This is a genomic window from Aliikangiella coralliicola (genome assembly GCF_007004725.1).
GTDB lineage: Bacteria > Pseudomonadota > Gammaproteobacteria > Enterobacterales > Kangiellaceae > Aliikangiella > Aliikangiella coralliicola.
This window is the reverse complement of the sequence record NZ_ML660160.1, coordinates 289,684-316,679: the sequence shown is the minus strand read 5'-3', so window position 1 is coordinate 316,679 and position 26,996 is coordinate 289,684. Positions and strand designations below refer to the sequence as shown.

10 protein-coding genes are annotated in these 26,996 nt (G+C 42.5%); 3 read left to right on the top strand and 7 right to left on the bottom strand.

The features are described 5' to 3' along the window. Positions 1-34: 34 nt before the first annotated feature. The 7 genes from FLL46_RS01165 to FLL46_RS01135 all read right to left on the bottom strand — a co-directional run bounded on the left by FLL46_RS01165 (position 35) and on the right by FLL46_RS01135 (position 24,078). Positions 35-10,717 carry a Calx-beta domain-containing protein gene (locus tag FLL46_RS01165; RefSeq protein ID WP_142891586.1) on the bottom strand — a complete coding sequence of 3,561 codons (10,683 nt, stop codon included), beginning with the start codon at positions 10,715-10,717 and terminating at the stop codon, positions 35-37. 364 nt (positions 10,718-11,081) lie between these two features. Further along, on the bottom strand, positions 11,082-11,354 hold the full coding sequence (locus tag FLL46_RS01160) for a hypothetical protein (RefSeq protein ID WP_142891585.1): 273 nt from the start codon (positions 11,352-11,354) through the stop codon (positions 11,082-11,084). Positions 11,355-11,399: 45 nt separating this feature from the next. After that, positions 11,400-11,675 (bottom strand): hypothetical protein, encoded by a 276-nt coding sequence (locus FLL46_RS01155; RefSeq protein WP_142891584.1) that lies wholly within the window; start codon positions 11,673-11,675, stop codon positions 11,400-11,402. Between the two features lie 40 nt (positions 11,676-11,715). Then, positions 11,716-15,867 (bottom strand): Calx-beta domain-containing protein, encoded by a 4,152-nt coding sequence (locus FLL46_RS01150; RefSeq protein WP_142891583.1) that lies wholly within the window; start codon positions 15,865-15,867, stop codon positions 11,716-11,718. A 26-nt stretch (positions 15,868-15,893) separates the two neighbouring features. Then, positions 15,894-17,675, bottom strand: coding sequence for a tail fiber domain-containing protein (locus FLL46_RS01145; protein ID WP_142891582.1), 1,782 nt, complete (start codon positions 17,673-17,675; stop codon positions 15,894-15,896). A gap of 239 nt (positions 17,676-17,914) precedes the next feature. Further along, positions 17,915-22,042, bottom strand: a complete 4,128-nt coding sequence (locus FLL46_RS01140) for an ATP-binding protein (protein ID WP_142891581.1) — start codon at positions 22,040-22,042, stop codon at positions 17,915-17,917. A 242-nt stretch (positions 22,043-22,284) separates the two neighbouring features. Then, positions 22,285-24,078: a serine hydrolase domain-containing protein gene (locus FLL46_RS01135; RefSeq protein WP_142891580.1), complete on the bottom strand. Its 1,794-nt coding sequence runs from the start codon at positions 24,076-24,078 to the stop codon at positions 22,285-22,287. Positions 24,079-24,353: 275 nt separating this feature from the next. Here FLL46_RS01135 and FLL46_RS01130 point away from each other — a divergent pair, with 275 nt between their 5' ends. From FLL46_RS01130 to FLL46_RS01120, 3 genes are all read left to right on the top strand, one after another. Next, on the top strand, positions 24,354-25,439 hold the full coding sequence (locus FLL46_RS01130; protein WP_168203991.1) for a winged helix-turn-helix domain-containing protein: 1,086 nt from the start codon (positions 24,354-24,356) through the stop codon (positions 25,437-25,439). Positions 25,440-25,573: 134 nt separating this feature from the next. Then, a complete protein-coding gene (locus FLL46_RS01125; protein ID WP_142891578.1) occupies positions 25,574-26,314 on the top strand; it encodes a DsbC family protein in 741 nt (246 codons plus the stop codon). 68 nt (positions 26,315-26,382) lie between these two features. Next, positions 26,383-26,982: a thiol:disulfide interchange protein DsbA/DsbL gene (locus tag FLL46_RS01120; RefSeq protein WP_142891577.1), complete on the top strand. Its 600-nt coding sequence runs from the start codon at positions 26,383-26,385 to the stop codon at positions 26,980-26,982. The last annotated feature ends 14 nt before the right edge of the window (positions 26,983-26,996 follow it).

Genomic DNA, 26,996 nt, shown 5'->3' with positions numbered 1-26,996 from the left:
TAAGCTGTCTAATTAGTCTGAGTTATCTAATTAATCAGCATTGATAGGTTAATTTTCGTTGCAAACCGCTTCTTGACCAGAGCATGAAGAGGCCGAACAAAATTAACCACCAATGAAAAGCGCCGCCACCGCCGCCGGTTGTTGTCTCAGGTGGATCAACAACCGTTGGCGTCTCATCATTATCACTGATTGAAACCTGTGCACTGTCTAGGTTTCCAATACTTGTATTAACAGGGTTAGATAATGTCACCAGGAAAGACTCAAGGTCTTCATCAAGAGAATCTTCCTTGATTTCAATCTCAATTTGTTGACTCATCTCACCATCAGAAAAATACAAGGTTCCGTCTACCGCGACAAAGTCAGTACCATTAATTGCACTTTCATCTGTCACTGTGTAATCAACACTGACATCGCCATAACTACCTTCAGTTCTCATCACCGTTAATATCAAAATACCGTCAGACTCGTTCGCGGAATAGGACTCCCCGCTAAATTGCAAAATACCGGCAGGTGGTGTTGCTTCGTCTTCTAATATATTGATCGTCGTTGTGGCAATCGCGCCGATGGAACCATCTCCAACGAGCCCCGATAGAGAAGCGGTGAAGCTCCTGTCACCTTGGTAGTCATCATTATTGTGAATAATTAAACGCACTGTCTGGTTAGTTTCTCCATCAAGAAAAGTGAGTGTCGTCTCTTCACCTTGATAATCCACGCCATCGCGCGCAGTGTCGTCAACGGTATTCAAGTTCAATCTAACTTCACCATAACTACCGTTGCTTCGAGTCACAGTAAGCAGCACTTCACCGCTACTCTCATCAACCTGGTAGTTTGAACCGCTAAACTGGAATACTCCGGCTGGTGGCACTGCGTCATCTTCGCGAATGAATATGTCCGTTGAAGATTGAGGACCGATTCCTGCACCAACAGCGTTAGTCAGATCAAGAATGAAATACTCATCTCCTTCATAGTTGGCATCATCGTTAATTATCAATGTCACACTTTTCGACGTTTCGCCATCAGCAAAACTCAACGTTTGAGAAACCCTTTCATAGTCCTCCCCTTCCGTTGCTGTCGCTTCTGCTGAATTTTGACCAACACTGGTAATCTCAACAGTCGCTTCGCCAAAATCACCATCAACTCTGACAACGTCAATCTCGATTGACGCGGCATTTTCATCAACATAAAAAGTCGCGTTTTCAAATACGAAAATGCCAGAGTCAGGCGTTGGTTCATCGTCGACGATCGTAATCGTTGCTGCCTGCGAATCTAACACACCATCACCAGTCAAGTTAGATAACTGAACAGCGAATTGCTCGTCCGACTCGTAAACATCATCGTTGACCAAAGTGATCGAAATTGACTGACTGGTTTCTCCATCAGCGAAGGTCAAATTGCCACTCAACGCAACGTAATCGGTTCCTGCAATGGCACTGGCATCAGTCGTGTTATAAGACACGCCGAGTTCGCCAAAACTACCGCCGGTACGAATCACATTTAGCGTTACATTAGTATCATTTTCATTAACTGATTTGGCCACCTGCTCAAATCCAATTTCGCCCGCAGGAGGGATGGCTTCGTCTTCAGCAATAACAATCATCGCCATTGATAGACTACCAATAGTTCCATCGCCAACCAGGTTGCTCAACTGAATCGTGAAGGCTTCATCACCTTCGTAATCGGCGTCATCTACAATAGAAATAGTAATTGTTTTTGAAATCTCGCCATTGATAAATGTCAAAGTTCCTGCTTGATATTCATAATCGACATTCGCGGTCGCCGAGGCATCTTGCAACGCGTAATCGACTTGCAATTCACCATAATCACCACCGCTTCTATTCACAGTTACTTCCAGAGTACCGGCATTTTCATCGACGGAATATTCACTGACACTCAGGTTTAGCTCGCCGGCAGGTGGATAAGGAGTGTCATCGGAATTATCACCAATACCATCACCGTCAGAGTCTAGCCACTCTGTTTCATCAAGTGGAAATGCATCTTCATCATCGCTAACACCGTCGCCATCATCGTCGGAGTCAGCATTGTTTCCAATACCATCGCCATCAGTATCTAACGACTCATTTTCATCCAGCGGGAATGCATCTTCATCATCGCTAACACCGTCGCCATCATCGTCGGAGTCAGCATTGTTTCCTATACCATCACCATCAGTATCTAGCGACTCATTTTCATCCAGCGGGAATGCATCTTCGTCATCGCTAACACCGTCGCCATCATCGTCGGTGTCAGCATTGTTACCGATACCATCTCCATCAGTGTCTGATGATTCAGAGTTATCGAAAGGAAACGCGTCTTCATCATCGCTAACACCATCATTATCATCATCACTATCATTTAAATCTGAAATAAAGTCATCGTCGTTATCAGCAGGTATATCATCGCTATCAGTTGTTGATGTGCCATTGTCTTGTTCATCGGTATCACTGTAGCCGTCATTATCGTCGTCAGTATCGGCATTGTCGCCAATGCCATCGCCGTCATTGTCGGTTGACTCGGATGCGTCTTCGGGAAATGCATCGCTAAAATCTTCAACGCCATCACCATCGATATCCGACTGATTGTCAAAGCTGGCAATAGCAAATACTGAGCTATCTCCAGAGTTATCATAACCGGCAAAGAGCACATCGTGATTAGCTGATAAAGTGGCAGCGTAGATATTGAAGTCACGACTAAATAACCGCCGAGCTATACCATCGCTGTTAAAACTGGTATCTAGTGTGCCGTCCTGAGTTAAACGAGCAGCCAATGCAACTCGTCCATTCTGAATACTCTGGTATGCGGCGATAATAAAGGTACCGTCGTCCTGCCTGAATAGATTAATCCCTTGTAAATTTTCGTAATTCGCTTCAGCTAATGTGAACATTCCATCCGTTGCAAAGCTGGTATCTTCACTACCATCGCTATGCAATCGAATGACATGTAAACCATCTTTGCCATTAACGTCTTCGCCTTCAAGCAATATGGCAAATCTATCGTCAGCAAGTTTAACCATTCCCTGAAGACGAATAGTGCGATTTGAATCATAGGTAACATAACCACTTTCACCAAAGCTCGTATCTAAAACGCCTGCGGCAGATATTTTAATGATGGTTACGTCTAGGTAATTCTGAAGCCCCACCAAAATAGAGCCATCTGATTGCTCATGCATAAACTCTACCCTGGCCCTGAGCATTCCGGAACTAAATATGCCTGAGTTTCCAAAGTCACTAATAGAGTTACCATTAGCATCGAACTTACGAACTTGAGCTTCGTAAAATCGCGAAGAGGTTGCCGAAGACACTATCAAAGAACCATCAGTGAGTTCTAGTACAACGGGCTCAATTGAACGCTCTGCACCAGGAACTTCCCAAATACCAGGATAATCCTGGTCCGCAAAAAAACTCGTATCTAAAACACCGTTTTCGGTTACTTTTAACAACGACGCATCCCACTCCGCCGACACCATTAAGCTGCCGTCTTTTAACACATAAGTTTGTCTTCCATAGGAGTCTATTTCCATTCCTATTGTGCTAAAGAATCCATCATTGCCAAAACTGGAGTCTAACGAACCATCTAAATTTAAGCGCATAACGGTAGGTTCGGTATTATCATCATAAGGATAAATATAACCTGTCGCTAAAATCTGATTATTCGATGTGTTTAGTCCGTAAATATAATCTTCGGTACTGACACTATCATCGTAATTAACCGTTAAATACCCATCACCGTCAAAGCTGGTTGCTAATGGATTAAGCAAATCATTTGGATCACTTAAGTCCGTTCCATCAATTGCTTCGTCGGTATTTAATACACCATCAGAGTCAAGGTCTAAATTACCATCAGAACTATCCAATGGATCCAAGCCATTCTGATTTTCTATTTCATCTGGGATCTGATCGCCATCATCATCGGTATCTGCATTGTTACCGATGCCGTCGCCGTCAGTGTCGACAGTTTCAGTTCCATCATTGGGGAAAGCGTCACTATTATCTCCGACACCATCGCCATCGCTATCAGTTGTTTCAGTAGCGTCTAAAGGAAAAGCGTCTGAAGCATCATCAACACCATCGCCGTCATCGTCAGTGTCAGCGTTGTTGCCGATGCCATCACCGTCGGTATCTATCGACTCTGTCGAATCTAACGGGAATGCGTCTTCACTATCTTCAACGCCATCGTTATCATCATCGGGATCGATTGAGTCACTTAAATCATCACCATCAGTATTGGTTTCACTTTCAAAACGAACTGCAAACATAGTGTCACCTACGTTTTGCCAGCCGTAGCTCATTTCTCCGGCGACCAATATTTTTCCGTCTTTTTGTTGAACTAAATCGTTGATATCACCCAACTTCGATGAGCCACTCGCGTCGCTTAGCAATACATCGAGAAAACCATTGGTTGCAAAACTGGTATCGACCGAACCGTCAGCATTTAGGCGAATTGCTGTCAAGGTCCTCTGCGATTCAGAGATTGGATTGAGCCGATAAGATTGGACAACCAACATTAACTTGCCATCATTTTGCACAACAAAGGCATCAAAGCTGGACATGAAAAAACTTCCGCCATTTGCACTTATAGTCGCAATACCGTTATCACCAAAATTAGTATCGAGTCCGCTACCATCAGCTAGGACTTTTATTATTTGTAAATCCAAACTATCGTCTAGCCCAACCATTACAAAAATATTATCATCTGGCAATACCTTAATATTGTTATAGCGAATACTCTCAGTTAAAGAGATCGAATAAGCGCCATCGGTACCGAATGTAGTATCGAGATTGCCATCATTATCATACCGGGAAATAGTCGTGTCGCTGACGAGGAGTACTTTATCACTTGACTGTAAAGCAATATCTAGCCTCTCGGAGCTCGAGCCACCTGTTTCAATAATGCCATCGTCATTAAAGTTAGTATCCAATTTTCCATCTGCATCAAAGCGGGCAAGTAATACATCATCAGTAGTGGCTAATACTAAGAAGTTTCCGGCATTATCTTGTTCGGCGTCTCTACAATTTTGCCTGTCAGTATTTAGCGTATCAATAACTGCCAGGCCATCAACACCAAAATCAGTGTCTAAACTGCCGTCACTGTTTAGGGCTACCAGTCCACATTGGCGATCGGAGTTACTCCATTGATTTAACGCAACAACTTTTCCATTGGACTGTGGCATTACGGCATTTATTTCGTCCGATTGTCCTGCGATATTAAAGTTAACAATACCATCATCATCAAAGGATTCATCCAGGCTTGCATCATTATGAAAGCGAGCAATAAGTAATTCACCAGGGACGCCGCCTGCATCAGATTCACCCGCCAATAAAATTTTGCCGTCGTCTTGAACCGCAATAGCAAAAGCTTCGGCATCATAGTCACCATCAAATGGAAAAACGGCTTGGTGTTCAACCAGTCCTCGCACATTCCAACTGGCATCCAATCCATCAATCACACCATCATTATTATCATCATTGTCGTATAAATCAGAAATACCATCGCTATCGGAATCTGTCGGCTGATCAGTAGCATCGGTAGTTGAGGTTCCATTGTCTAATTCTTCATTATCACTGAAACCATCACCATCATCGTCATCATCCAAGCTATCACGAAGTCCATCGCCGTCAGTATCAGCTTCACTTTCAAAACTAAAAGCTATCACGGCATTACTTGAATCACTCGAAGCCTCTACCGTTACGCCAGCGACAAAAATACTACCGTTATTTAATTGGATCGCAGAGTTAAAACTATCGAGCGCCCGGCCATTATCTTCACCGCTGAAGTAAAAACTTTTGGCACCACTATCGGTAAAGGTATAGTCTAGTGAACCGTCACTATTTAATCTTACGCCAGTAAAACTAATAAAACGATTTGTTATTGGAGCTTGCAAATAAGTACTACCGACAAGCATAATTTTGCCGTCAGCTTGAACTAGCATGGCGTTATTCTCACCCAAACGGAAAATTTCGCTATCAATATCATGGGCAGCGATTCCATCAGTACCAAAACTGGTATCAAGCCCGCCAGCCCATTCGCTAACTTTTATTACCTTCAAATCATCATCGTCTCTCGTCGAAGTTGCAATTAAGAATTGATAATCATCTAATATAGACAGAGCAACGTTATTGATTCTGCCACCAAAATCGTATTCAAAACTTCCACTAGTCCCAAACGAACTAGATGTATTTCCAATCGAAGTGTATCTGTTGACTTTCACTTTATTGCTGTCACTTGTTCCGACAACCATGACACTACTAGTTCTTGTAATGACTAAAAATTCAGCAAATTGGGACTCTAAATCAAGGATGCCGTCTGAACCCCAAGAATTGTTAACACTACCATCAACATCAAATTGAACAACATAGGTAGTATCTGCGTCACTATCTTCGAATAATACAACTAGTTTATCGTTATCATGTTGCTTTATATCTAAGCAGGAATGGCGATTTGTATTAATAAAATTAATTTCAACAATACCTGCTGAACCAAAATCACTATCTAAAGAACCATCACTATTTAAACGAATTAATCCACACTGCTCATCGGCATTAACATAATCGACCAGCGCTACGATTTTTTGATCTTCTTGTACAACCAATCCTTTCACTTCATTATCTTGATCAGCTATGTCCAAATTAACCCGGCCATCACTATCAAAAGAAGAATCTAGAGAACCATCGGTATTAAAACGTAAAATCAAGGCTTGATCTGACTCACCAGGAATTAAAGTCCCACCACCAACTAAAACTTTACCATCACTTTGAATGGCTACAGCCTCTGTTGATGCTTCATAGTCAGAACCCAATGAATCAACTAATTGCGCTTCAATATAACCACTAGAATTCCAGTCTGCGTCGAGACCATCTACTACACCGTCGTTACCATCATCGTTATCATATAAATTCGAAATAAAATCGCCGTCGATATCCGATGGAAAAGACAATGCATTCGTAGTAGAGGTACCATTATCAGTTTCATCATAATCACTAAAACCGTCATTATCATCGTCTTCATCATTGATATCAGAAACGAAATCGCCATCGGTATCCGTTGGTGTACTGTTAGAACCTAAAGAATCAGTACCATTGTCACTTTCATCACTATCGCTATAGCCATCACCATCGTCATCAGTGTCGGTATTGTTACCGATGCCATCACCGTCGGTATCAGTTGTTTCTGTGTTATCTAATGGAAACGCGTCACTGTCATCATTAACACCATCGCCATCATCATCATCGTCTTGTGCATCATCCACAAGATCCCCGTCGAGATCACGCAACCAAATTTGCGTGCCACTTTCAAAAGCAGCCCAACCGAAAGTCTCATCGCCATGACTTTGCTCTGAATCAAAAACCTGATCTTCTTGGGCAAAAACACCCAGACTAAAAGGATGATTTCGATTGAACGATTCATGAACATTGTTTCCTCTTGCCCAATAGCCGTCACCATCATTAAATGACTGGCCATCGACAATAACATCAGGATAAATTGCCGCAGGCGTGTCACCAAAACTGTTCATACTGATACTATGAGGTCCATCGTCTACACCATCGGCAGTTCCGTCATTTTGAAACGAAATTTCGTAACTGTAGGCACCAATGGTTCCGTTATCGGCAGAAAAAGCAACCCAACCAATGGTTTCTGTAGTCACGTTCGAGCCTGAGCCTGCTGCTTCCTGTTCAGTATTGAACCCATTAGTAGAAACATTATCGATACGACTGGTCATAAAGTTACCGTTGTTGTAACTATTCAGCGAGTGAAGTACCACTGGCGGAAAATCAAAAGCACTTGAGAAACTAATTGCGTCTCCGTCATCACCAACATCTAATTCCCTATGAACGTTGTCAGTTTCAGTTGTGCCTGCTTCAACAACCAAACCACTTGCTAAAGTCCAACGACCTTTCTCAACCACTAAATAAGATACTGTCTCTGTTTCTGTTTGACTGCTGCCATCAGGTGCTTCAAGAAAAATATCAAAACTATTGGTGGAAACATTGGTTACACGAGCTTCCAGCGGTGATATGTTTGCCATTGTCGTGACAAACGGAATAACCACTGGGTCAACAAACGAATTTTTTAAGTTAATCGTCGTTGCTGAAACATTATCAATAGTGTTTGTAATGTCGACACTACCTGTTTCAATCAGATACGTTGCCTTGAGTGTTTTCGATGCGTCGTCTGGAAAATAATCTTCTTCATCGCTGACACCATCACCATCTCTATCATTTAAGTTAGTCAACTTAATCGTGTAAAAATCACTGCTAGCAGTACCAGCAAGATAAGCGTCATTACCATCAATTACAAAACCATTAATTCCCAAAACATCGTTATCAGTTGTTAATTGAACATCATCTAAATCAAAACTGAAAAAACCATTTTCTTCAAAATCACTATCGGAGCTTCCATCACTATTAAGCCGAATAAGATTTAGTTCATAGCGAGAGTTTGCGTTAAGACTTTGTCCGGCAATAATCAGTTTGTCATTCGCCAATTGAGAAATTGAATAAGCAGCATATTTTGAGTTTCCTGCAGATAGAAGACGATAACCATCATCATCAAAATTAGTGTCTAAACTACCATTAGAATTAAAACGTGCGACAGCAACATAGTGGACGCCACTTTGAATAGAAACCCCGACGACAACTAGCTTGCCATCATCCTGCTGAATCACATCATAGGCTGTATCATCTCCTCCTAGCTCTAAAGTCGCTATGCCATCGCTATCGAAAGATGTATCCAGGCTACCGTCAAGATCATACCTGGCAACAACAAAATCGTTTGCGCCACTATTGTTACGCGCACCAGCCACCACTAATTTACTATCCAGTTGCTGAATAATCGTGCTACCAATTGAGTTTTCAGTATCGACAACAGTTGTAACAATGCCATCAGTGTCAAAGTTAGTATCTAAAGAACCATTGGATTGATAAAGCGCCAAGGTGATTGCTTGAGTGCCTGATTGAGTACTGTCACCAACTGTCATTATTGAGCCGTCTGATAACTGTATTAATCCATTGATTGCCGCAGAAGTTCCAACGGAAGTTGTGACAATACCATCGCTATCAAACGAATCGTCAAGACTACCATCGGTGTTATATCGAACCAGAGTAAAATCTTGGGAATGGTTACGACCAGCAACAATCAACTTATCGTCCGACTGCTGCAAGAGCGCATTGCCGTAGTCTTCACCACTGCCACTAACAGCGGTCGTTACAATACCATCTTCGTCAAAACTGGTATCAAGGGTGCCATCCTGGTTATAACGAACAACAGCGATCAATTCGTTGTCATGGCCATCATCACTACTACCCGCAACAACTAACTTACCATCGCTTTGCTTAATCAGGGCTTTGAGCAAATCAGCCGTTCCAGCTTCATCATAATGCGTCACCAGACCATCATTACCAAACGACGTATCTAAGCTGCCATCACTATTAAATCGAGCTAGCGCGAAGTCACCCTGATCGTTATGAACGGTATATCCGGCTGCGACAAACTTGCCATCAGCTTGCTGAATAATCGTACGTGATTTTGATTCTTCAACATCTGGAAATTGAGTGGTTACTATCCCATCGCTGTCGAAAGATGTGTCCAGGCTACCGTCTTCATTGAAACGAACCAGGAGAAACTGGTCAATGTCGTCTGAAGATTGACCAGAGCCAACAGCAATTAACTTTCCATCTGCTTGCTGAACGACTGAGTAAAACCTGTCATTGAAATCTGCGAGGTTAAAAGAAGCAATTCCATCACTATCAAATGTCGTATCGAGGCTACCGTCAGCGTTTAATCGGATGAGGTGCCCGTTGCGTTTTGAATTGTCATGATGATAACCCGCAACGATAATCTTACCGTCTGCCTGTTCAAGAAGTTCCCGACCACGATCGTCGCCATCTTCGATTTCAATCGCAAAAATTCCATCACCCTCAAATGATGTATCCATGCTGCCATCTTGATTAAGACGCACAACAAATAAATCGTCATTAAGGGCATTAGTTGCGGACCCGGTGATTAATAACTTGCCATCGCTTTGCTGGATGATCGCTTCGGGATGGTCTCCTTCACCACCTATTGCGCCAAGCCTTAATAAACCATCACCGTCGAAACTAGTATCTAAACTGCCATCGGTGTTATAGCGGGCCAAAGCAACAAAATAGGAAGTACCATCATAACTTTCTGCCACTAGCACAGGCTTACCGTCGCTTTGCATTACCATGCCCGCAACGTAATCTTCCTCGTTATAACCGAAGTCAGTAATAACAATACCGTTATCACCAAAACTGGTATCCAGCTCTCCGTTACTTAGGTATCGAGCGACGGCAAAGTCGCGGTCGCCACTTTGGGTATAACCACCAACTAACAACTTGCCATCATCCAACTCATAAACTTTGCGTATCAGGTCGTAGTCGCCGACGGAAGTGGTCACCAGGCCATTGTCACCAAAAGTTGTATCCAAACTACCGTCAGCGTTATAGCGAACAAGGGCAAAATTATGACCATTTTCATCACTCTCCTGCTCACCAAAACTACGACCTACTGCCAGCAACTTACCGCTGGCTAATTGAATAATGTTGTAGACTCTTTGGCTGCCTGAATCGGCGGCTTGAACATTGGTAAGAACAATACCTGAGCTACCAAAATCTTGGTCTAACTGAACATTGGCGCCGACGGTCGGCGCAAATATCAGGCATGTAAACAGGCTTAAAAACAACGAATAGATGCGGAACTTCACTTTAGCTAAACCTCACTGAAAAGTATCAATAAGCACTAGATAATTTACTGAGAACGATCCTTTTTTCGTCTCATACTAGGGCTAAATTTACGTGAGGGTTAAAGTATCTTTTTAGCCGGACAACAACATTCATCCATACGCCAATTGGCTACAATGAGATGCCAAAATATATATAGCCAAGGTGACAAAACAATTTTAACTTATTGATATTTATAGAAATTATCTTTATTACGTGGTGTTTTTCAGAGAAATGAAGTATAGGCAATTTTAGGAGCGACTTTTTACTGGAATGTTAAGAATGTTATATTTTTACGAGGATATTATATTCGGGTTATGCAGGAGCAATAGCCTGCTAGTTTTAAATTCATGCAACCAAACTCACTTTTGCTCCAGCTGAATAAAGCTCAGAAAATAGTTGAAACTCCTTTTCCAGCCGCCCGCAAAGTGTAAAATTCAACGCACTGATAGGCAAGTGAGTTTTGGTTTTAAGCCACTGTAAAAAACTTTCTTCGTATACATGATTGTAGTCAGAAAAAATTAGTGTATTGACCCTCTCCTCCTTGCCAACCTGCACATGAATCCTAATGCCGGCTTCATCCTTTCCTGCAACATATACAAGTACATCATTTTCTTTCATGATCATCCTCAGCGTCGATAGAACTCGCAGTATTGAGAGTAAAATCTAATTCACCAGACTAACTCTGGCCCCCTTTTGATACAGCTCAGAATAAAGTGAAAAACACTTTTCCGACTCACCAAAAAGAGTAAACTTAAATGCATCAACAGGTGATAAAAACCGAGTCTCAAACCAGTCAATAAAATCACTTCCGAGGTGCTCGAAACTGATTCCAGAAAAGGTACTCGAAATAACGCCTTGCGCGCCATTAACAACAATATTCATCGTTGGGTAGTCATCAGATTCAGGTAACAGGTAGAGGTTAACTTCATTTTTATCCATGCTAAAAATTATCCACTGCTAAACGAACAAAGACAACGAGCTAAGCTCGTCGTCTATTAATCAATAGTAAGCACGCAAGCAATAACCAATAAATCGCACCACCACCTGAAGATGAATTTTGACCTTGTTCTTCTTCAACAGCTTCATCGTTATCGTTAATCGTTACTGTAGCGCCGGCCTCTCCAGCGATTGTTGTATTAACCGGGTTACTCAACTCGATACTGAACGATTCATTATTTTCATCCCGGCTATCATCAACGATATCGATAACCAGTGTTTGACTGGTTTCGCCATCAGCGAAATACAAAGTCCCGTTAGTCGCGTTAAAGTCTTCGCCGTTGATGGCTGTACTGTCGATAAATTGGTAGTCAACGCTGATATCACCATAGTTACCATTGGTTCTGATAACCGTCACAGTCAGTTCACTGAAGGACTCACTAATGCTAAAGGCGTTGCCACTTAATTGAATGTTGCCACTGGCCGGAACCGGGTCATTTTCTTCAATTGTGATAGTGGTCTGGTTAACACTGCCTAAGCTGGCATCGCCAGTTAGATGAGTTAATTCAAGAACAAAGTTTTCTTCCCCTTCATAGTCACTATCGTCAAGCACCAGGATTGAAACCGTTTTGCTGACATCACCATCGAAGAAGGTTAATTGACTGTCAGCGATTCGATAGTCAACCCCGTGAATCGCCGTCCCGCCGGTCACCGCTAAGTCGACTGTCACTTCGCCAAAACTGCCATTGGTTCGAGTGACTGTGACGGTTAAGTCGCCACCCGCTTCACTCATAGCGTAAGCCGCGCCGCTAAATTGAATCACCCCCGCCGGCGGCACCGCATCGTCTTCAATGATGGTTACTGTTGATAACATTTGATTGTTGAGCTCGGTGCCAACAGCATTCGCCAATTGTAAACTGAATGTCTCGTCACCTTCATAGGTTGAATCGTCCATTAAATTAACGGTAATCGTCTTAGTAACTTCACCATCAGCAAAGGTCAGGGGTTGATTCACGCCTTGATAATCTTCGCCAGCAATTGCTGAGTCGTTTCGTGACACTATGTCCGCACTCACTTCGCCAAAGCTTCCGCCACTGCGAACAATGGTCACTTCAAATGAAACGTCATTTTCATTCACTTGATAGCTAGCGTTTTCCATTCCAAGGACACCGGATGGTGGCAGCGGCTCATCGTCTAAAATGGTTACGGTTGTACTTGATGTACCTAAAGTCGCCCCGCCGGTTACGTTAGATAACGTCACTCTAAACGACTCATCAGATTCGTATACCTCATCATCCACCAGATTAATGGTGACGTCTTTTTCGGTTTCACCATCAGCGAAAGTTAGGGTCTGACTTAGAGCCGTGTAGTCACTTATTGCCACTGCGCTATCATCCTGGGTGGCTAAAACAACTGACACTTCTCCATAACTTCCACCGGTACGAACCACCTTGATAGCAAAACTGCCATCATTTTCATTCACCAACTCAGTATCAAACTCAAATCCGATTTCTCCGGCTGGTGGAACCGCATCATCTTCCTGAATGGTTATCGTGGCAATTGCGACCGAGCCTATTGTAGAGTCACCGACACTGTGGAGATTACTTAGGCTAATAGTAAAGGACTCATCGCCTTCATAGGTTGAATCATCCACAATATTAATCCTCACACTTTGCTCTACTTCACCATCAGCAAAGGTTAAGGTTCCGGCGGCAAACTCGTAGTCATTGGTGGCTGTGGCTGAACTATCCGGATTAGTACCATCTTGCAATGCATAATCAACGCTCAGCTCTTCATAATCACCATTGGTACGAGTGACTTTGACTTCAACACTGGTTCCATTTTCAGCTACCACATAATCAGTGAATTCGAAATTAATATCACCGGAGTAGGGATAAGGCGTATCATCGCTGTTGTCACCAATACCATCACCATCAGAATCCTGCCACTCGGTTTCATCCAGTGGGAAGGTATCTTCCTCATCTAAAACACCATCGTTATCATCATCGGTATCCGCATTATTTCCGATACCATCACCATCGGTATCAACTGACTCAGTTGAATCTAACGGGAAGGCATCTTCACTGTCTTCAACGCCATCATTGTCGTCATCGGTGTCGACATCATTCGGAATACCATCACCATCAGTGTCATCTCCCGCCACATTAAAGCTACGCACCACATCTGTCGCTGCCAGATAGTTACCATCGCCGGCTTGTGAGGCACTAATGGTACATTCTCCAATATAAACCAGAGACACGCGGCTCCCTGAAACGGTACAGACGGAAGGTGTGCTTGAAGCAAAACTGACTGCCAGTCCGGAATCTGCTGATGCAACTAAGTCAAATCCACCCTCACTAAATTCTCTACCAGCAATTGCAGCAAAGCTAATGGATTGGGAGGCCTGATTAACGGTAAAACTCTGCGCAACATTGGTTGCTGCATTGTAGTTGGTATTTCCAGCTTGCGAAGCCGTTATCGAACAGCTGCCTGCTGCGACTATCGAGACAGTAGAGCCTGACAAGGTACACACCGACGTGGTAGTCGAAACAAAACTGACCGCCAAACCGGAATCACTGGATGCGCTAATGGCAAACGATGCATCGCCGAAAGTCTTATCGACTAAAGCGGTAAAGCTAATCGATTGGTCAGCCTTATTCACGACAAAAGTTTGTGCAACCTCAGCAGCCGCGTTGTAATTGGTATTACCTGCCTGGTTGGCGGAGATTGAACAACTACCGGCCGCTAAAATCGAAACAGTTGAACCAGTGACCGTACAAACCTCGTTCGTTGTGGAAGCGAAAGCTACGGCTAAACCTGAGCTACTGGATGCACTAATGGAGAAATCAGCATCTCCGTAAGTCTTATCGGCAAGAGTAGTAAAACTAATTGATTGTTCCGCTTTGTTAACGGTGAAGCTTTGCACCATATTCGTTGCTGCGTTGTAGTTTGAGTCACCACTTTGTGAAGCGGTAATGGAACAGTCACCGGCCGAAACAATCGAAACAATTGAACCCGATACGCTACATACCGAAGTCGTGGTCGAGACAAAGCTCACCGCTAACCCGGAATCACTCGACGCACTAATGCCGAACGCAGCATCGCCGAAGGTTTTATCTACCAAAGACGCAAAATTAATCGATTGATTGGCTTTATTAATGGTAAAGCTCTGAGTAACATCTGTTGCGGCGTTGTAATTGCTATCCCCCTCTTGTGACGCAGTGATTGAGCAGCTTCCTGCCCCCACGATTGATAGCGTAGTTCCCGATACGCTACATACTGATGAAGTAGTTGAAGAAAAGCTAACCGTTAATCCCGAATTACTTGAAGCACCAAGAGCAAAGTCAGCATCACCATAAGTTTTATTTGCCAGAGCGCCAAAACTAATGGTTTGGTCGGCTTTATTAACAGTGAAAGTCTGAGTCACATTTACCGCGGCATTATAGCTTGCATTACCTGATTGTGACGCAGTGATCGAACAAGTCCCCACATTAAGAATAGAAACCGTACTGCCGCTTACGCTACATATTGAAAGCGAATTAGAACTAAAAGAAACCGATAAACCCGAAGTCGCCGTAGCTGCGACATTAATACTGCCGACATCGTAGGTTTGATCGGCCGGAGCGGGAAAAGTAATAGTCTGATCCGACAGTGCAGTTAAAACAACGTCATTTCCGTCACCGCCGGTATAACTAATACTCAAATTTTTTCCGGATAAAGTAAGAACATCTCCTTCTTCTAACCCGGTGAAAATTCCGGTAACAGAGTCAGCACCGTCATTGTCAATAATTTGGTACGAGTCGCCAGCGACCGGTACAAAAGAGTTGTAAGCCGACAAGTCGAGGATTGCGCCGAGTGCAACGGTACCGGTCACTCGTAATTGGTCATAACCGGTACAGGCAGTATCGCCGCCGATTTCAGCGGTTAGCGTTCCGCCACCGGAATAATCAAGATTGTTCATAGCAAGACACCCAGGGCTTTGACCCGGGTTTAAGCTACCGCCACTATTAACGATTACATCGCTAACGATAGTTCCACTGCCTTGGACAACACCACCGTTCTCCACGGTAATTGTTCCGGCTTTTACTATGCTCGATGTCAAAGCTAGAAATAGGAATAAAACATGAGTAGGCGCGCTCAGTTTCTGTCGATTTGCTTTGGTAGTGAAAGAGCCTTCTTGAATTAACTTCATCATTACTGTCCTTTAGACCCAAATAGTGACTACTTCGCTTCCAATAGCTTTACTAATGCTTCAATTTGCTTTTGCTGCTCGGCAATTTGTTTTTGTTGGTCATTAACCGCGTTAATTAATACGGGGATCATTGCCTGGTAATTAACTGACTTTATTCCATCTTTACCTTCGCTAATTAGCTCAGGGATCGCTGCTTCGACGTTTTGTGCGATCAAACCATATTGCTTTTTGTTATCGCGCTTAAGTTCCGGCTTCCAGAGATAAGTTACCCCCTCAATTTTTGAAAGCAGTTCGGTTGCGTTTGCTATTTTGTTGATTCCTTGTTTTAAGCGACGATCAGAGTTAACGGTAAGATTACCGGCGATAGTCACATCGCCATCGTTTTCTAGTGTAAGGATATTGGCGCTGGAACCGGACGCCTGTGAACTGACAGTGAGATCACCGCCGTCGGCAGCACTAATCGCCCACTTATCATCATCTGCACTACCCGCATCGGCATGTAAATCGATAGTGGCGGCACTGCTTGCCGCAGCATTGATCGAAACTTTATTGGAGTGAACATCTTTAAAGCGGTAACTACTAGTGCCAAGGCTGGTTACGGCATCGGTATTGGGATCCCAGCTAAGCGTATTGGCGCTTCCCACAGTAAAAGTGTAATTACCATGGCTTAGAGTTTGATAGCCCAGCACAATCGACTCCAGCTCATTACTGATTGCGCCACTACCTATGGCAATGCTGTTAAGATTCTCGGTACGGGCGTTATAGCCGATACTGATAGAATCATCTTCTTTACTAGAGGCAAAGTTGCCCATCACTGTGGTGCGGTGAACATCGGTATTTCCCGCGGTTTCCTGATGCCCTTCTCCAATGGTCCAGGCAGTCTCTTGCTTTAAGTGATTGACCTCGGTTTCATGGTCATAATTAGCTAAGCGCTTGCCGGAATCACTGAAGGCACCTATCCAGACATTGTCGGCACCGGTGCGGTTAGTATAGCCAGCATAGGTACCTAACCCGGTATTACGGTTGGCAATGTTCTCCCCATCTGTATTTGTACGGTTATTATCAAAACCAGCCTGAACACCGATAAAAGTATTAAAGTCCGCATGTTCGGTATTGGGGCAAGCGTTATCGCCAACACAGGTATTAGCAATACCTGCACCGATATCGAGACCTGCGGAATTCCCCACCACTGTATTGCGTACTGCATTAGTTTCACCGGCTCCTCCACTATACCAGGCCTGAGCATTACCAATTTCCCAACCGGCCTCAAAACCAATCGCCGTATTGTAGTACCCCGACTTATTAAAATAGAGCGCACGACTACCGATAGCTGTATTTTTATCGCCACCAGTATTGTTATAACCTGTATCCTCTCCAATAAAGGTATTATCGTATCCCTCAGTATTATTCATACCGGCCTCTTCGCCGATAAAGGTGTTATCTCCGCCAGTGGTATTAGCGAAGCCAGCCTTAGTCCCAATGAAGGTGTTGTCGGTTGCGTGGTTGGTATAACCCGCCTGTGTACCAACAAAGGTGTTATCGGTGCTGGTAGTTTCTGAGTAACCCGCCTGATAACCGATGAAAACGTTATCATCGGCTAAAGTGTTGCTATAGCCGGCCTCCTTACCAATAAAAACGCTGTAATCGGTCCCGGTCGCGCTAAGTCCGGCGCTCTCTCCGATCATGACATTATGATCACCGGTCAACTGCGACCCGGCATTGGTACCTTGAGTGGTATTTTCAGCATATGAGAATGGACTAACGCAATACACAGCTAAAGCAATTGCAGATTTTTTAAACAACGGGTTCATACGAATTTAACCTATTTTTTCGCATTGAGAGCTGAGGTAAAGGTCGATCAACGCGAGTGAACAATGAATAGGTTCAGGGTAACGATTTGGGAGAAATTGACATTAAATCAGACGTCAAATAGGTACGATGGGACGCCAAAATGACTATCCATAAGATGACAAAAAAATAGTAACACTCTGATTTTAAAGAAATTACCCTAGCGAAAGCAATTTTAGCCGCCTTGCCACTGTAGCCACTGCTATAGACTGTTCTCAGATTGATAATCAGAAGGGCTCATTCCATAGTGCGCTTTAAAGCACTGACTAAAGTAATTAGCGGTAGTAAAACCGACATCCAGCGATACTTGGGTTATTTGGTGTCCTTTGGCTAACAACTCAGCAGCACGTTGTAATCGATAGAGTCGCAGATAATCTCTTAAGGTTTGATCGAGTAATGCTTTTAATTTACGTTGAAGTTGGCGCTCACTCATCGCGATCACTTTTGCCGTTGTTTTTAAATCGAGATCAGGTTGCTGGTAGGCTTCGCCAACAAACACTTCGAGCCGATTTAAGAATTGTTGATCTTTAGGCGATAGCTCTGCTAAATCCGATTTCTTTTCTTGTTTTGACTTGGCATCCTGATTGGGTGAATGGATTAGATGCCCCAGACGGCGACCTAACATCTGACGAATATTGAGGATATTTTTTGCCCTAATCACTAACTCTTCACTGTCAAAAGGTTTAGCTAGATAGGCATCAATATCCGACTTCCAGGCATCAATCCTGCTTTGATTATCTCCTTTTGCCGTGAGCATAATAATAGGAATATGCGAAGTCCTTTCATCCGCTCTCAAAGTTTGCGCGAGTTCATAGCCTGATTTATTGGGCATCATCAGGTCGGTCACAATAATGTCCGGCACCATCTCCAAGGCTATTGCGATACCTTGTTGGCCATCGTCGGCAAAACGACATTGGAAATGAGGCGCTAAACATTGACCGATAAATTGCTGCATATCGATACTATCTTCGACAATTAGCAGCCTGGGCTTACCGTTGTAGCTATCAAGATCTTGATTATCGATTGAATCATCAGCGTTTAGTTTATTGTTAGCATTCTCCCAACTATCAAGAATATCCATTTCTTGCTGGATATACTCCTCATCCAACTCAACTTCTTGCTGTAAAGCCGGCACCTCAGCTTGTGGCAGGCTGATGGTAAAAGTTGTTCCCTCGCCTGTTTGGCTCGCGACCCTGATTTCACCATCTACCTGCTCGACTAATTCTTTAACCAACGCCAGTCCTAATCCGGAGCCCTGTATGTTTTTGTTATGTCGTTGATTTAGTCGCACAAAACGCTGAAATAGCATTTCCAGTTCATTTACATCAATGCCAATTCCTGTATCTGAAACACTTAAAATTATTTTTCCATCAACGCTTTTTAGTTCCAGATTAACACTCCCATTATCGCGATTATACTTAACCGCATTAGTTAATAGATTAACGAGAATTTTCTCAGCGGAATCACTCGTCAGTGCGACAAATAGTTCGCCTTCAATATCCATAGTAAAGGTGACCTGGTGGCTCACAAATAACGATTCCAGTGACTGACAAATATGCCTTGTCAAATCACTCATATTGATCACGCCGTTTTGTTCTTCTTGATAATAATCCAAACGGGCAAGTTCCAGGATCTGCTCAACCATTCTTTGCAATCTTTGCGCATTGCGTTTAACCAGCTGCAAATCATCACTTTGTTGTTTATTTTCTGAATGATTAATCAGCGATTTCAAAGGTCCTAAAATTAAGGTTAGTGGCGTTTTAAATTCGTGAGAAATATTAGCCAGCAGATTATTCTTTTTCTCAAGTAACTCTTGCACTAATTCCGTGCGTTCGGCCTTCATCTTTATCTCGGCCAACACTTTTTGTTGTGCGGATACCTTTCTAATTCGCCATTGCATCAGCCAAAATAAACTGACAACAATAACTAAACCAACCAGCCATTTAAACCATAACGTCTGATAGAAAAACGGCGACGCTTCAATGTTTAGCAAAATTGAATTTTCCGACCACTCACCGTGACGATTTGAGCCCTGGATAAGCAATTGGTAGTGACCCGGTGTTAGCGATTGATAGTTAATAAAACGCAATTCGGAAGATACCTCTTGCCACTTATCATCTGAACCAAGCATTTTGTAACGGTATAAATTTGATTTCGGTTCGGTATAATCGAGCGATGAAAAACGAACTGAAAAATTAGTTTGACCAGGCTTTAAACTTAACCCTTGCTCAGCAGAATTGACAACGACCTCCTCTCCTTCAACCTTTGCTTCTGTAATAACTAATGGAGGTTGGTACTGCCACGCTTTAAATTCATCAGGATTTACCAGGAGCATTTGCTGAGTTGAGACACTGATTATCCTTCCATCTCGCATATTCAGCAAGTCGGGTCTCTCTGTGTCATCGATATTGCCATCTGCACTTAGAAAATGTGAAAGTTCCCTTCCATTTGAATCAATATAATATTCTGTACCGTACCAAAAATTACCATTTTTCAATTGTAAAAGCGTCTTTACTCTTTCTGTTTTTTTTACAACTTCAGCTGCGAATGGCTCAAAAATAAGTTCGTCTTCGTCAATTTCAATCAACTTATCGATTCCATTATTGTGGCTTACATAAATATTACATTGATTATCTTTTTCGAAATTCCTGAGGTCGCTGCCTTTAACAGTTTCCAAACCACTACTTTTAGTAAATGCACGAAGTTCAGTTTTTCCTTTTGTCACCAGGCCAATTCCACCAGAGGCTAATAACAGTAGTTGCCCATCGCAGGTTTCAATGGCTTTTCTCTGAGTTGCTCTAATCATATCCCCGGCAGAATTAACGACTGGCTCAAATTCTAACGTTTTAATATTTAAACGATGATTTCCGGCAGATGATGAAAACCATAAATACTTTTCATTCTGAACAATAAGAACTTTGATATGATTAGCTTTGGTTACTTCGGGAGTTGGCGCTTTAATCATTAAACTTTCTTTTGATTCGGCATCGAAACGTAAAATTTTTCCATTGGCGCTACCAAACCAGAAAACAGTTTCACTTTCACGTATGACAGAATGAATTCCACCAACATCCTTATCAAAATTTTCGAGGAAAGTGCTAATGTTTCCATTGGTTAAATTAAATGTAACCACTTTATCTCTCGCAACTACGAGCAAGTTTTCATCACCAAGTAAATACACATTTAAGATGCCACTTTCAAATAGCTGCTTGCTATCTTCTTTGCTAGCGCTAATCATTTGAAAAGCTTTATTAAAAGGATTATAAAACTGTAATCCTTTTAGAGTAGACAACCAAACCAATCCCGACCGCGAAGTCATTAGCTCAAACACTTGATTATTTGACAAGCCGTGTTTATGCGGTAAATCAGCTTTAATTACATGTTCTAACGCACCTGTTACCGCGTTTCTTACTTGAACCCCCTCAGTGCCGGAAACCCAGATTTGATCACCGGCCTGAGTGATACCAGCATGAGTTTTACCTTTACCTTCCTCCTCCATTGGTAGAGCAAAGAACTCTCGCTTTTTATGGTCAATCACAAAGACGCCAGCGCTAAAAGTGGTTAACCAAATCCTTTCGTCTGACGCAATAAGAATGCGCGAAACAACAATATCTTTCAGTTCTTTTTTATACTCATCACTGCTGACGCTATCTGTATAAACTCGGTGAAATGCCTGAGATTCATGATCGAAATGTGCAATACCATTAGCTGTTGCTAGCCAAAGTCTATTGTCCGAATCGAAAGCTAAATCGAAAATATAATTAGCATAAGGATTTTTCGGTTGTTCGCTTGAGACAAAGTTTTGAAACGTTTTTGTAGTAGCGTCAAACCTACTTAACCCCTTAGAGGTTGTTACCCAAAGTTGAGAAGAGTGATCAAAAGCCAGCCCCATCACGTGAGTGTCGGCCAGGGAACTCGAATCACCTTTTTCTTTGTTATATTGAGTTGCTTCACCGGTCCGCATGTTATAATGAAATAGTCCTTCGCTAAGCGTCCCTATCCACAAGTGTTCTTTATCTGGCAAAAGCGCCAAAACATGTAAGCCTTCGACTTCGCCAGTGGGTAATTTTAACTTGGTCTTTTTATATTCATACCCATCGTAGCGGAATAAACCACCGCCCGAGCCATACCAGATAAAACCTTTATCATCTTGAGCTATAGCCGCATCGGGAGAAAATGTTCTATCACTGTTTGTATTGGCGCGATAGAGAATAGGTGAAAACAGGCCATTATTTATTTTGGTGGTAGCATTCGTAGCACTTACTTCACTATGAGCCGAGTAGCTTACAAAACAGAAAAGTAGTGCACAGAGAAAAGATGTCAGTCTCATCCAGCAGGAGTTCAACAATCCGGTTAATTTGCTATTATAATCTCATAGCCTAAATATATTAGCCAGTCATACCACCTGGAAAAGCCAAATTCCTAACAAAGTATTCGAGATACTCTTGAGCCTGCTCATTGCGTAATAGGTGACAATAAGAAAAGTAGAGAGAATCATATCAATCCTTGTAATAAGCAAAACTACAAGGATTGAGTATTAGTTGAGAGGAGATTTAATTAGATTTCTATTGCTTAACTTCCTAGCGACTTAAGCGCCTGAGCAAGTTGTTGATTCTCCGGCTGAATTGCCAACGCTTTCTTGAAATTCAAAATAGCGTTTTTCTTATCCCCTTTTTCCTGGTAATACTGAGCCAGCTTTCTAAAGCTATTCGGAGAATTTGAAAACAGGCGGCTACTCATCCTAAGCAGCGCGATGGCGGTGTCATCCTTGTTCTCACTTACCAACTTGTCAGCCCTCTTCAATAAATTCCATTCAACTGATCCTTTTTCATCCGGGTACTTGGCAAAAAATGTCGCGTATCGCTTTTCCGCTTTTTGCAACTGACCGGCCATAACCAACTCAAAAGGAACTATCTCACCCTTTTTCATCCGCGCTCGAACATGAGTACGCTCATTATTAATACCAAAAATTAAATCGACACTCCCCTTTCCCTGGCTTTTTTCAAATCGAAATTTTCTGGCAAATTCTCTGCGAACATATTGATTATCACCAATTCGAAATACTTCCATTGTGTCATCATTCAGATATTGCATAAACACGCGATCATTTTCGGCGAAGATAGTAAATATCATGTCGGGCGAAAAACGATATCGACCAACGATTCGCTGTTGCTCTGCTTTACTGATAGGCAAAGCAACTAGTTCAGGGTCTAAAAAGTTATCCCATTGATAGTAAGCTGCGACACTATTTCTTAATTCTTCAATAAATGCCGGATGGTTTGAATTAGTCATGATAACGACACCATAACCGTCATTTTTATGCGCCATTAAATCCGCACTAAATCCTTCATCCCAGCCGCCATGGCCAAAGTAAGTGCTGTTATTCTTAGACTGAATGAAAAAACCAAGCCCGGTATCTTTACTGACAAAAGGCGTTAGCATTTTATTTGTCATCGATTGACTTAATATCCTGCCCTTATCTCCCTTAATGGAAAGTTGAACATCAATGGCAAACCTGGCTAAGTCTTCCGCGGTCGTCCATAAACCTGCAGCCGCCATTTCAGGATAAGTATGCCGCTTACCCGGGACAGGTTGTTTGTTGGGTAAATACCCTGCTGCTGCGAATTTCAATTTTTCAGGTGGCAATGGTTGCTCGTAAGTACTGCGCGTCATCGCGAGCGGGGCTAAAACTAATTTATCCATAATCTCTGGGTAGTCTGTTTTAGTCACATCCGACACCAGTTTTTGCATCACAGTATATCCGCCACCGGAATAACGAAATTCCGTCTCAGGTAAAATATTTGCTCTAACCGCAGCGGAGTTAGCAGGTTTCTTACCGTCTAATACTTGTGTCACTGTGGGAACAGGAGAGCCAACTGCATAACCTCCAAATCCGTGTACTGTTAATCCAGCGCTGTGATTCAATAAGTGCTTTAATGCTATCGGTCGCTTTTTGGTATATTCGTTATCGGGTATTTTCCATCCGACCAATTGTTCATTAACTGGACTATCAAGGGAAAGCTTTTTTTGTTCAACCAGTTTAAGTGCACCATAGGCTGCAACCGGTTTACTGATAGAGCCAGCCTGAAACAAGGTGTTGTCATTAACCGCTTTATTAGTTTCTTTATCTGTTACACCGTAATGCTTAACCCAGTAAACTTTATAATCCTTAATAACAGCAATACTGACTCCTGGCACACCATAGTGCTCCATTCTCCGCTCAATAGTCCAAACCGGATCGTTGACAAACCGGGTTGTAGAACGTAGTCCTTTTTCAACCGCTTCGATTTCTTTGGATATTGAGTCAGCCAGACACGGCTGAATAGAAATTATTGCGCCAAGCGCAACCAGTAATTTGATTTTCAATGATATCCCCTTTTCTTAATTCTTTTTTTGACTACTCAGGTATGATGGTTAACGCGCGAATTGGTGATAAGGGTTAACCTGATTTAATAATACGTAACAAAAGAGGATTAGTTGGGATTTTTTAGCATCATTTTGCTAAAAAGCGATTAAGCTGTTCAAAAAACATACATTCGTTGTTTTTCACGTTAGAATAAATAATTAAAATGGGGATCTTGCAAGTTAGTCCGTTGATTGTTAAGTTCTTGCTTCGTACCTTAAAACTTCGAGAGAGCATCATGGCGCAAATTCGATTTTTAGACTTTCGGTTTAATACTCAAACCTATCATCTATATCGAGGAGAAGTTCGCTGTGATATTCGGCCCAAAACAGCCCAATTATTAGAATTTCTGCTAAGGAATAATGATAGAACCCTCACCAAGAAGGAGTTGTTTCAGGCAATATGGCGCTCTGAGCATGTACAAGACCATACGCTTTTTCAACTGATTGGTGAACTTCGAAAATTATCTCCAGATAATGAACTGATTCGAACCCAACCTAATGTGGGCTACCGTTGGGTCGCTGATACATCCGTTAAAAAGACATTGCAGTTATCCACGCCAATAAAGTGGGCCGCCTGTGTTTCTTGTATCAGCATTTTCGCAACCATCGCAGCAATATCAATCCCAGCTCATCAAAATAACAAACTCGAAAAGCATTTCGCTATGCCTGCAATTAGCGCCTACTCAAAAGCAGTTGTCGCCTTTCAACAAGGGGAAGATAAAGCAGCTGAGGAATGGCTTCGTTTTTCATTAACTGAAAATCCCGACTCCAGGGAGTCACGACTACTACTCGCAGAAATATTGTATCGGAATAATAATCTTCCAGAGGCAGAAACTCATCTCCAGACTATTTTATCCAGCGAGAAAAGTTCTGCTTATGAAACCTCTGCCGCGGCTAACCTTTTAAGCCGGCTCTATCAAAAGAAAGGTAATGTGATCGACGCTTTGCAATACGCCATTGATGGTGTTCAAAATCTGGACTTTGTTCGAGCGGAATGTACGGTCGAAGTATTCGATGAACGAATCCAATCACTCCAACAATTAATCGCGAACCAGAATAAAGCGACACAAGTTCCCGATAAACTTCAGGCTCAACTCAACCAAATCAATGCGAGCCAACTTGAGGCGGATTTAGAGCGGCAGCGCACCAGCATTAAAGCTCGAAGCGAGAAAGAAAATCAGAGTCCGAAAAACTTATCAATTGATTGCGGCCAGCTGAAACAAACCCAAAAGTCTGACGAAGAATCAGCCTGTACGACAGACCAAGCAATCACTCGTATTGCAGTTAACCAGGTTTTTCGTCGCTCAAGGCAACTTTCTTAACCTATTGTTTAATATGAACTTTTAGATAATTTTAGATGGTTTTCGGTTCATTCTTGGGTAATGATAGATAATTTTACAAGGCATTAGTTCTCTCTCGGTATATAAACGCTATTCAACTTGAATGGAGTTTACTGATGAACTTGAGAGCATTTCTGATAGCAGCCCTCGTTTTGCTGCTACAGCCTTACGGAATACTTAGCGCCGGTGACACAACCCAGAAGGATGAACTTTCTACGGATGTCGAAACCCAGATCAAACAGTTATTTGGTAACAATCCCCGCCTCAAACTAACGCGCTTTAATGATCGTCTTTACGAAATTAGTATCGATGCAAAAAGCTACTTCGCAAGCGCTGACGGACGCTACATTTTCGCCGGTCCAATATTAGATACGAAAACCGGTCAAAACATTACTGAGTTAAGGGCTCAAAACTACCGCAAAGAACGGATTTCTAATCTCGATGAAACCATGTACCTGTCATTTGAATCGTCAACACCGCAACAAAAAGTCGTCACATTATTTACTGACATCGATTGCACATTTTGTCGCCAATTTCATCAACATATGGACGCATTCAATGCAGAAGGCATTACCATCAATTATGTCATGTTACCTCGCGCCGGTATAAATTCGACGAGTTTCGAAAAAACAGTCGCGGTACTTTGTTCTAATGATCCACAAAAAAATATGACTCTGGCGATGAAAAACCAATTTTTTGGCTCTGCCCAATGTGCAACCTCTTTGCCCAAACAACTCAAATTGGCGCAAGAGCTCGGCATAAGTTCGACACCTACGATGATTTTGCCCGATGGTCAGATTAGGCTGGGATTAACGACGCCAGGTAAGTTGCGTACCTTGTTAGATTCAATTCAATAATGCGCCAGCTATCGCTATCGAAAACGTAACAACTCATTTAATTGTCTTTCACATTTAAGGAATATACTATGAAAAAATACTACTTGCTTTTCACCATGCTAATTCTATCAGTTCTGCAAAGTGCTTCAGCAAAAGGTAACTTCGAAAAAGGCAAAGACTACCAAGTCACAGGTCCGAATGTTAATAGCGAGCCAATGGTTGAAGAGTTTTTTAACTATGCTTGCAGTGCTTGTTACTCAATCGAAGGTTTTATGACTGAAATAAAGTCAGATTACCCAAACCTAAAAGTGAAGCCTGTACCAATAGAATTAAGACCATCGTGGAAGATCTACGTAAAAGCGTATTTCCTTGGAGAAAAATTAGGTGTTCTTGACCAGAGCCATAGTCAAATATTCCATCGTATTCATGTAGAGAAAAAACCATTTAGGGGTGAAAAGGACATGAAAGAATTTTTTATTGCTCTCGGCGTCAGCGAAAAAAAGTATGACGAAGTCAATAATTCTTTCTGGTTAAAAAACAAAGTAAAACAATCAAAACTTTATGCACAACACCATCGAGTTGGAGTATCACCGACCCTGTTGGTTAATCAGCGATATAAACTGAACAATCAAAACCTGGGGTCCTATCAACGAATAAAAGAAGCGATTAAGGAATTTTCCGGTTCTTAGTTTTCCCAAGTGTT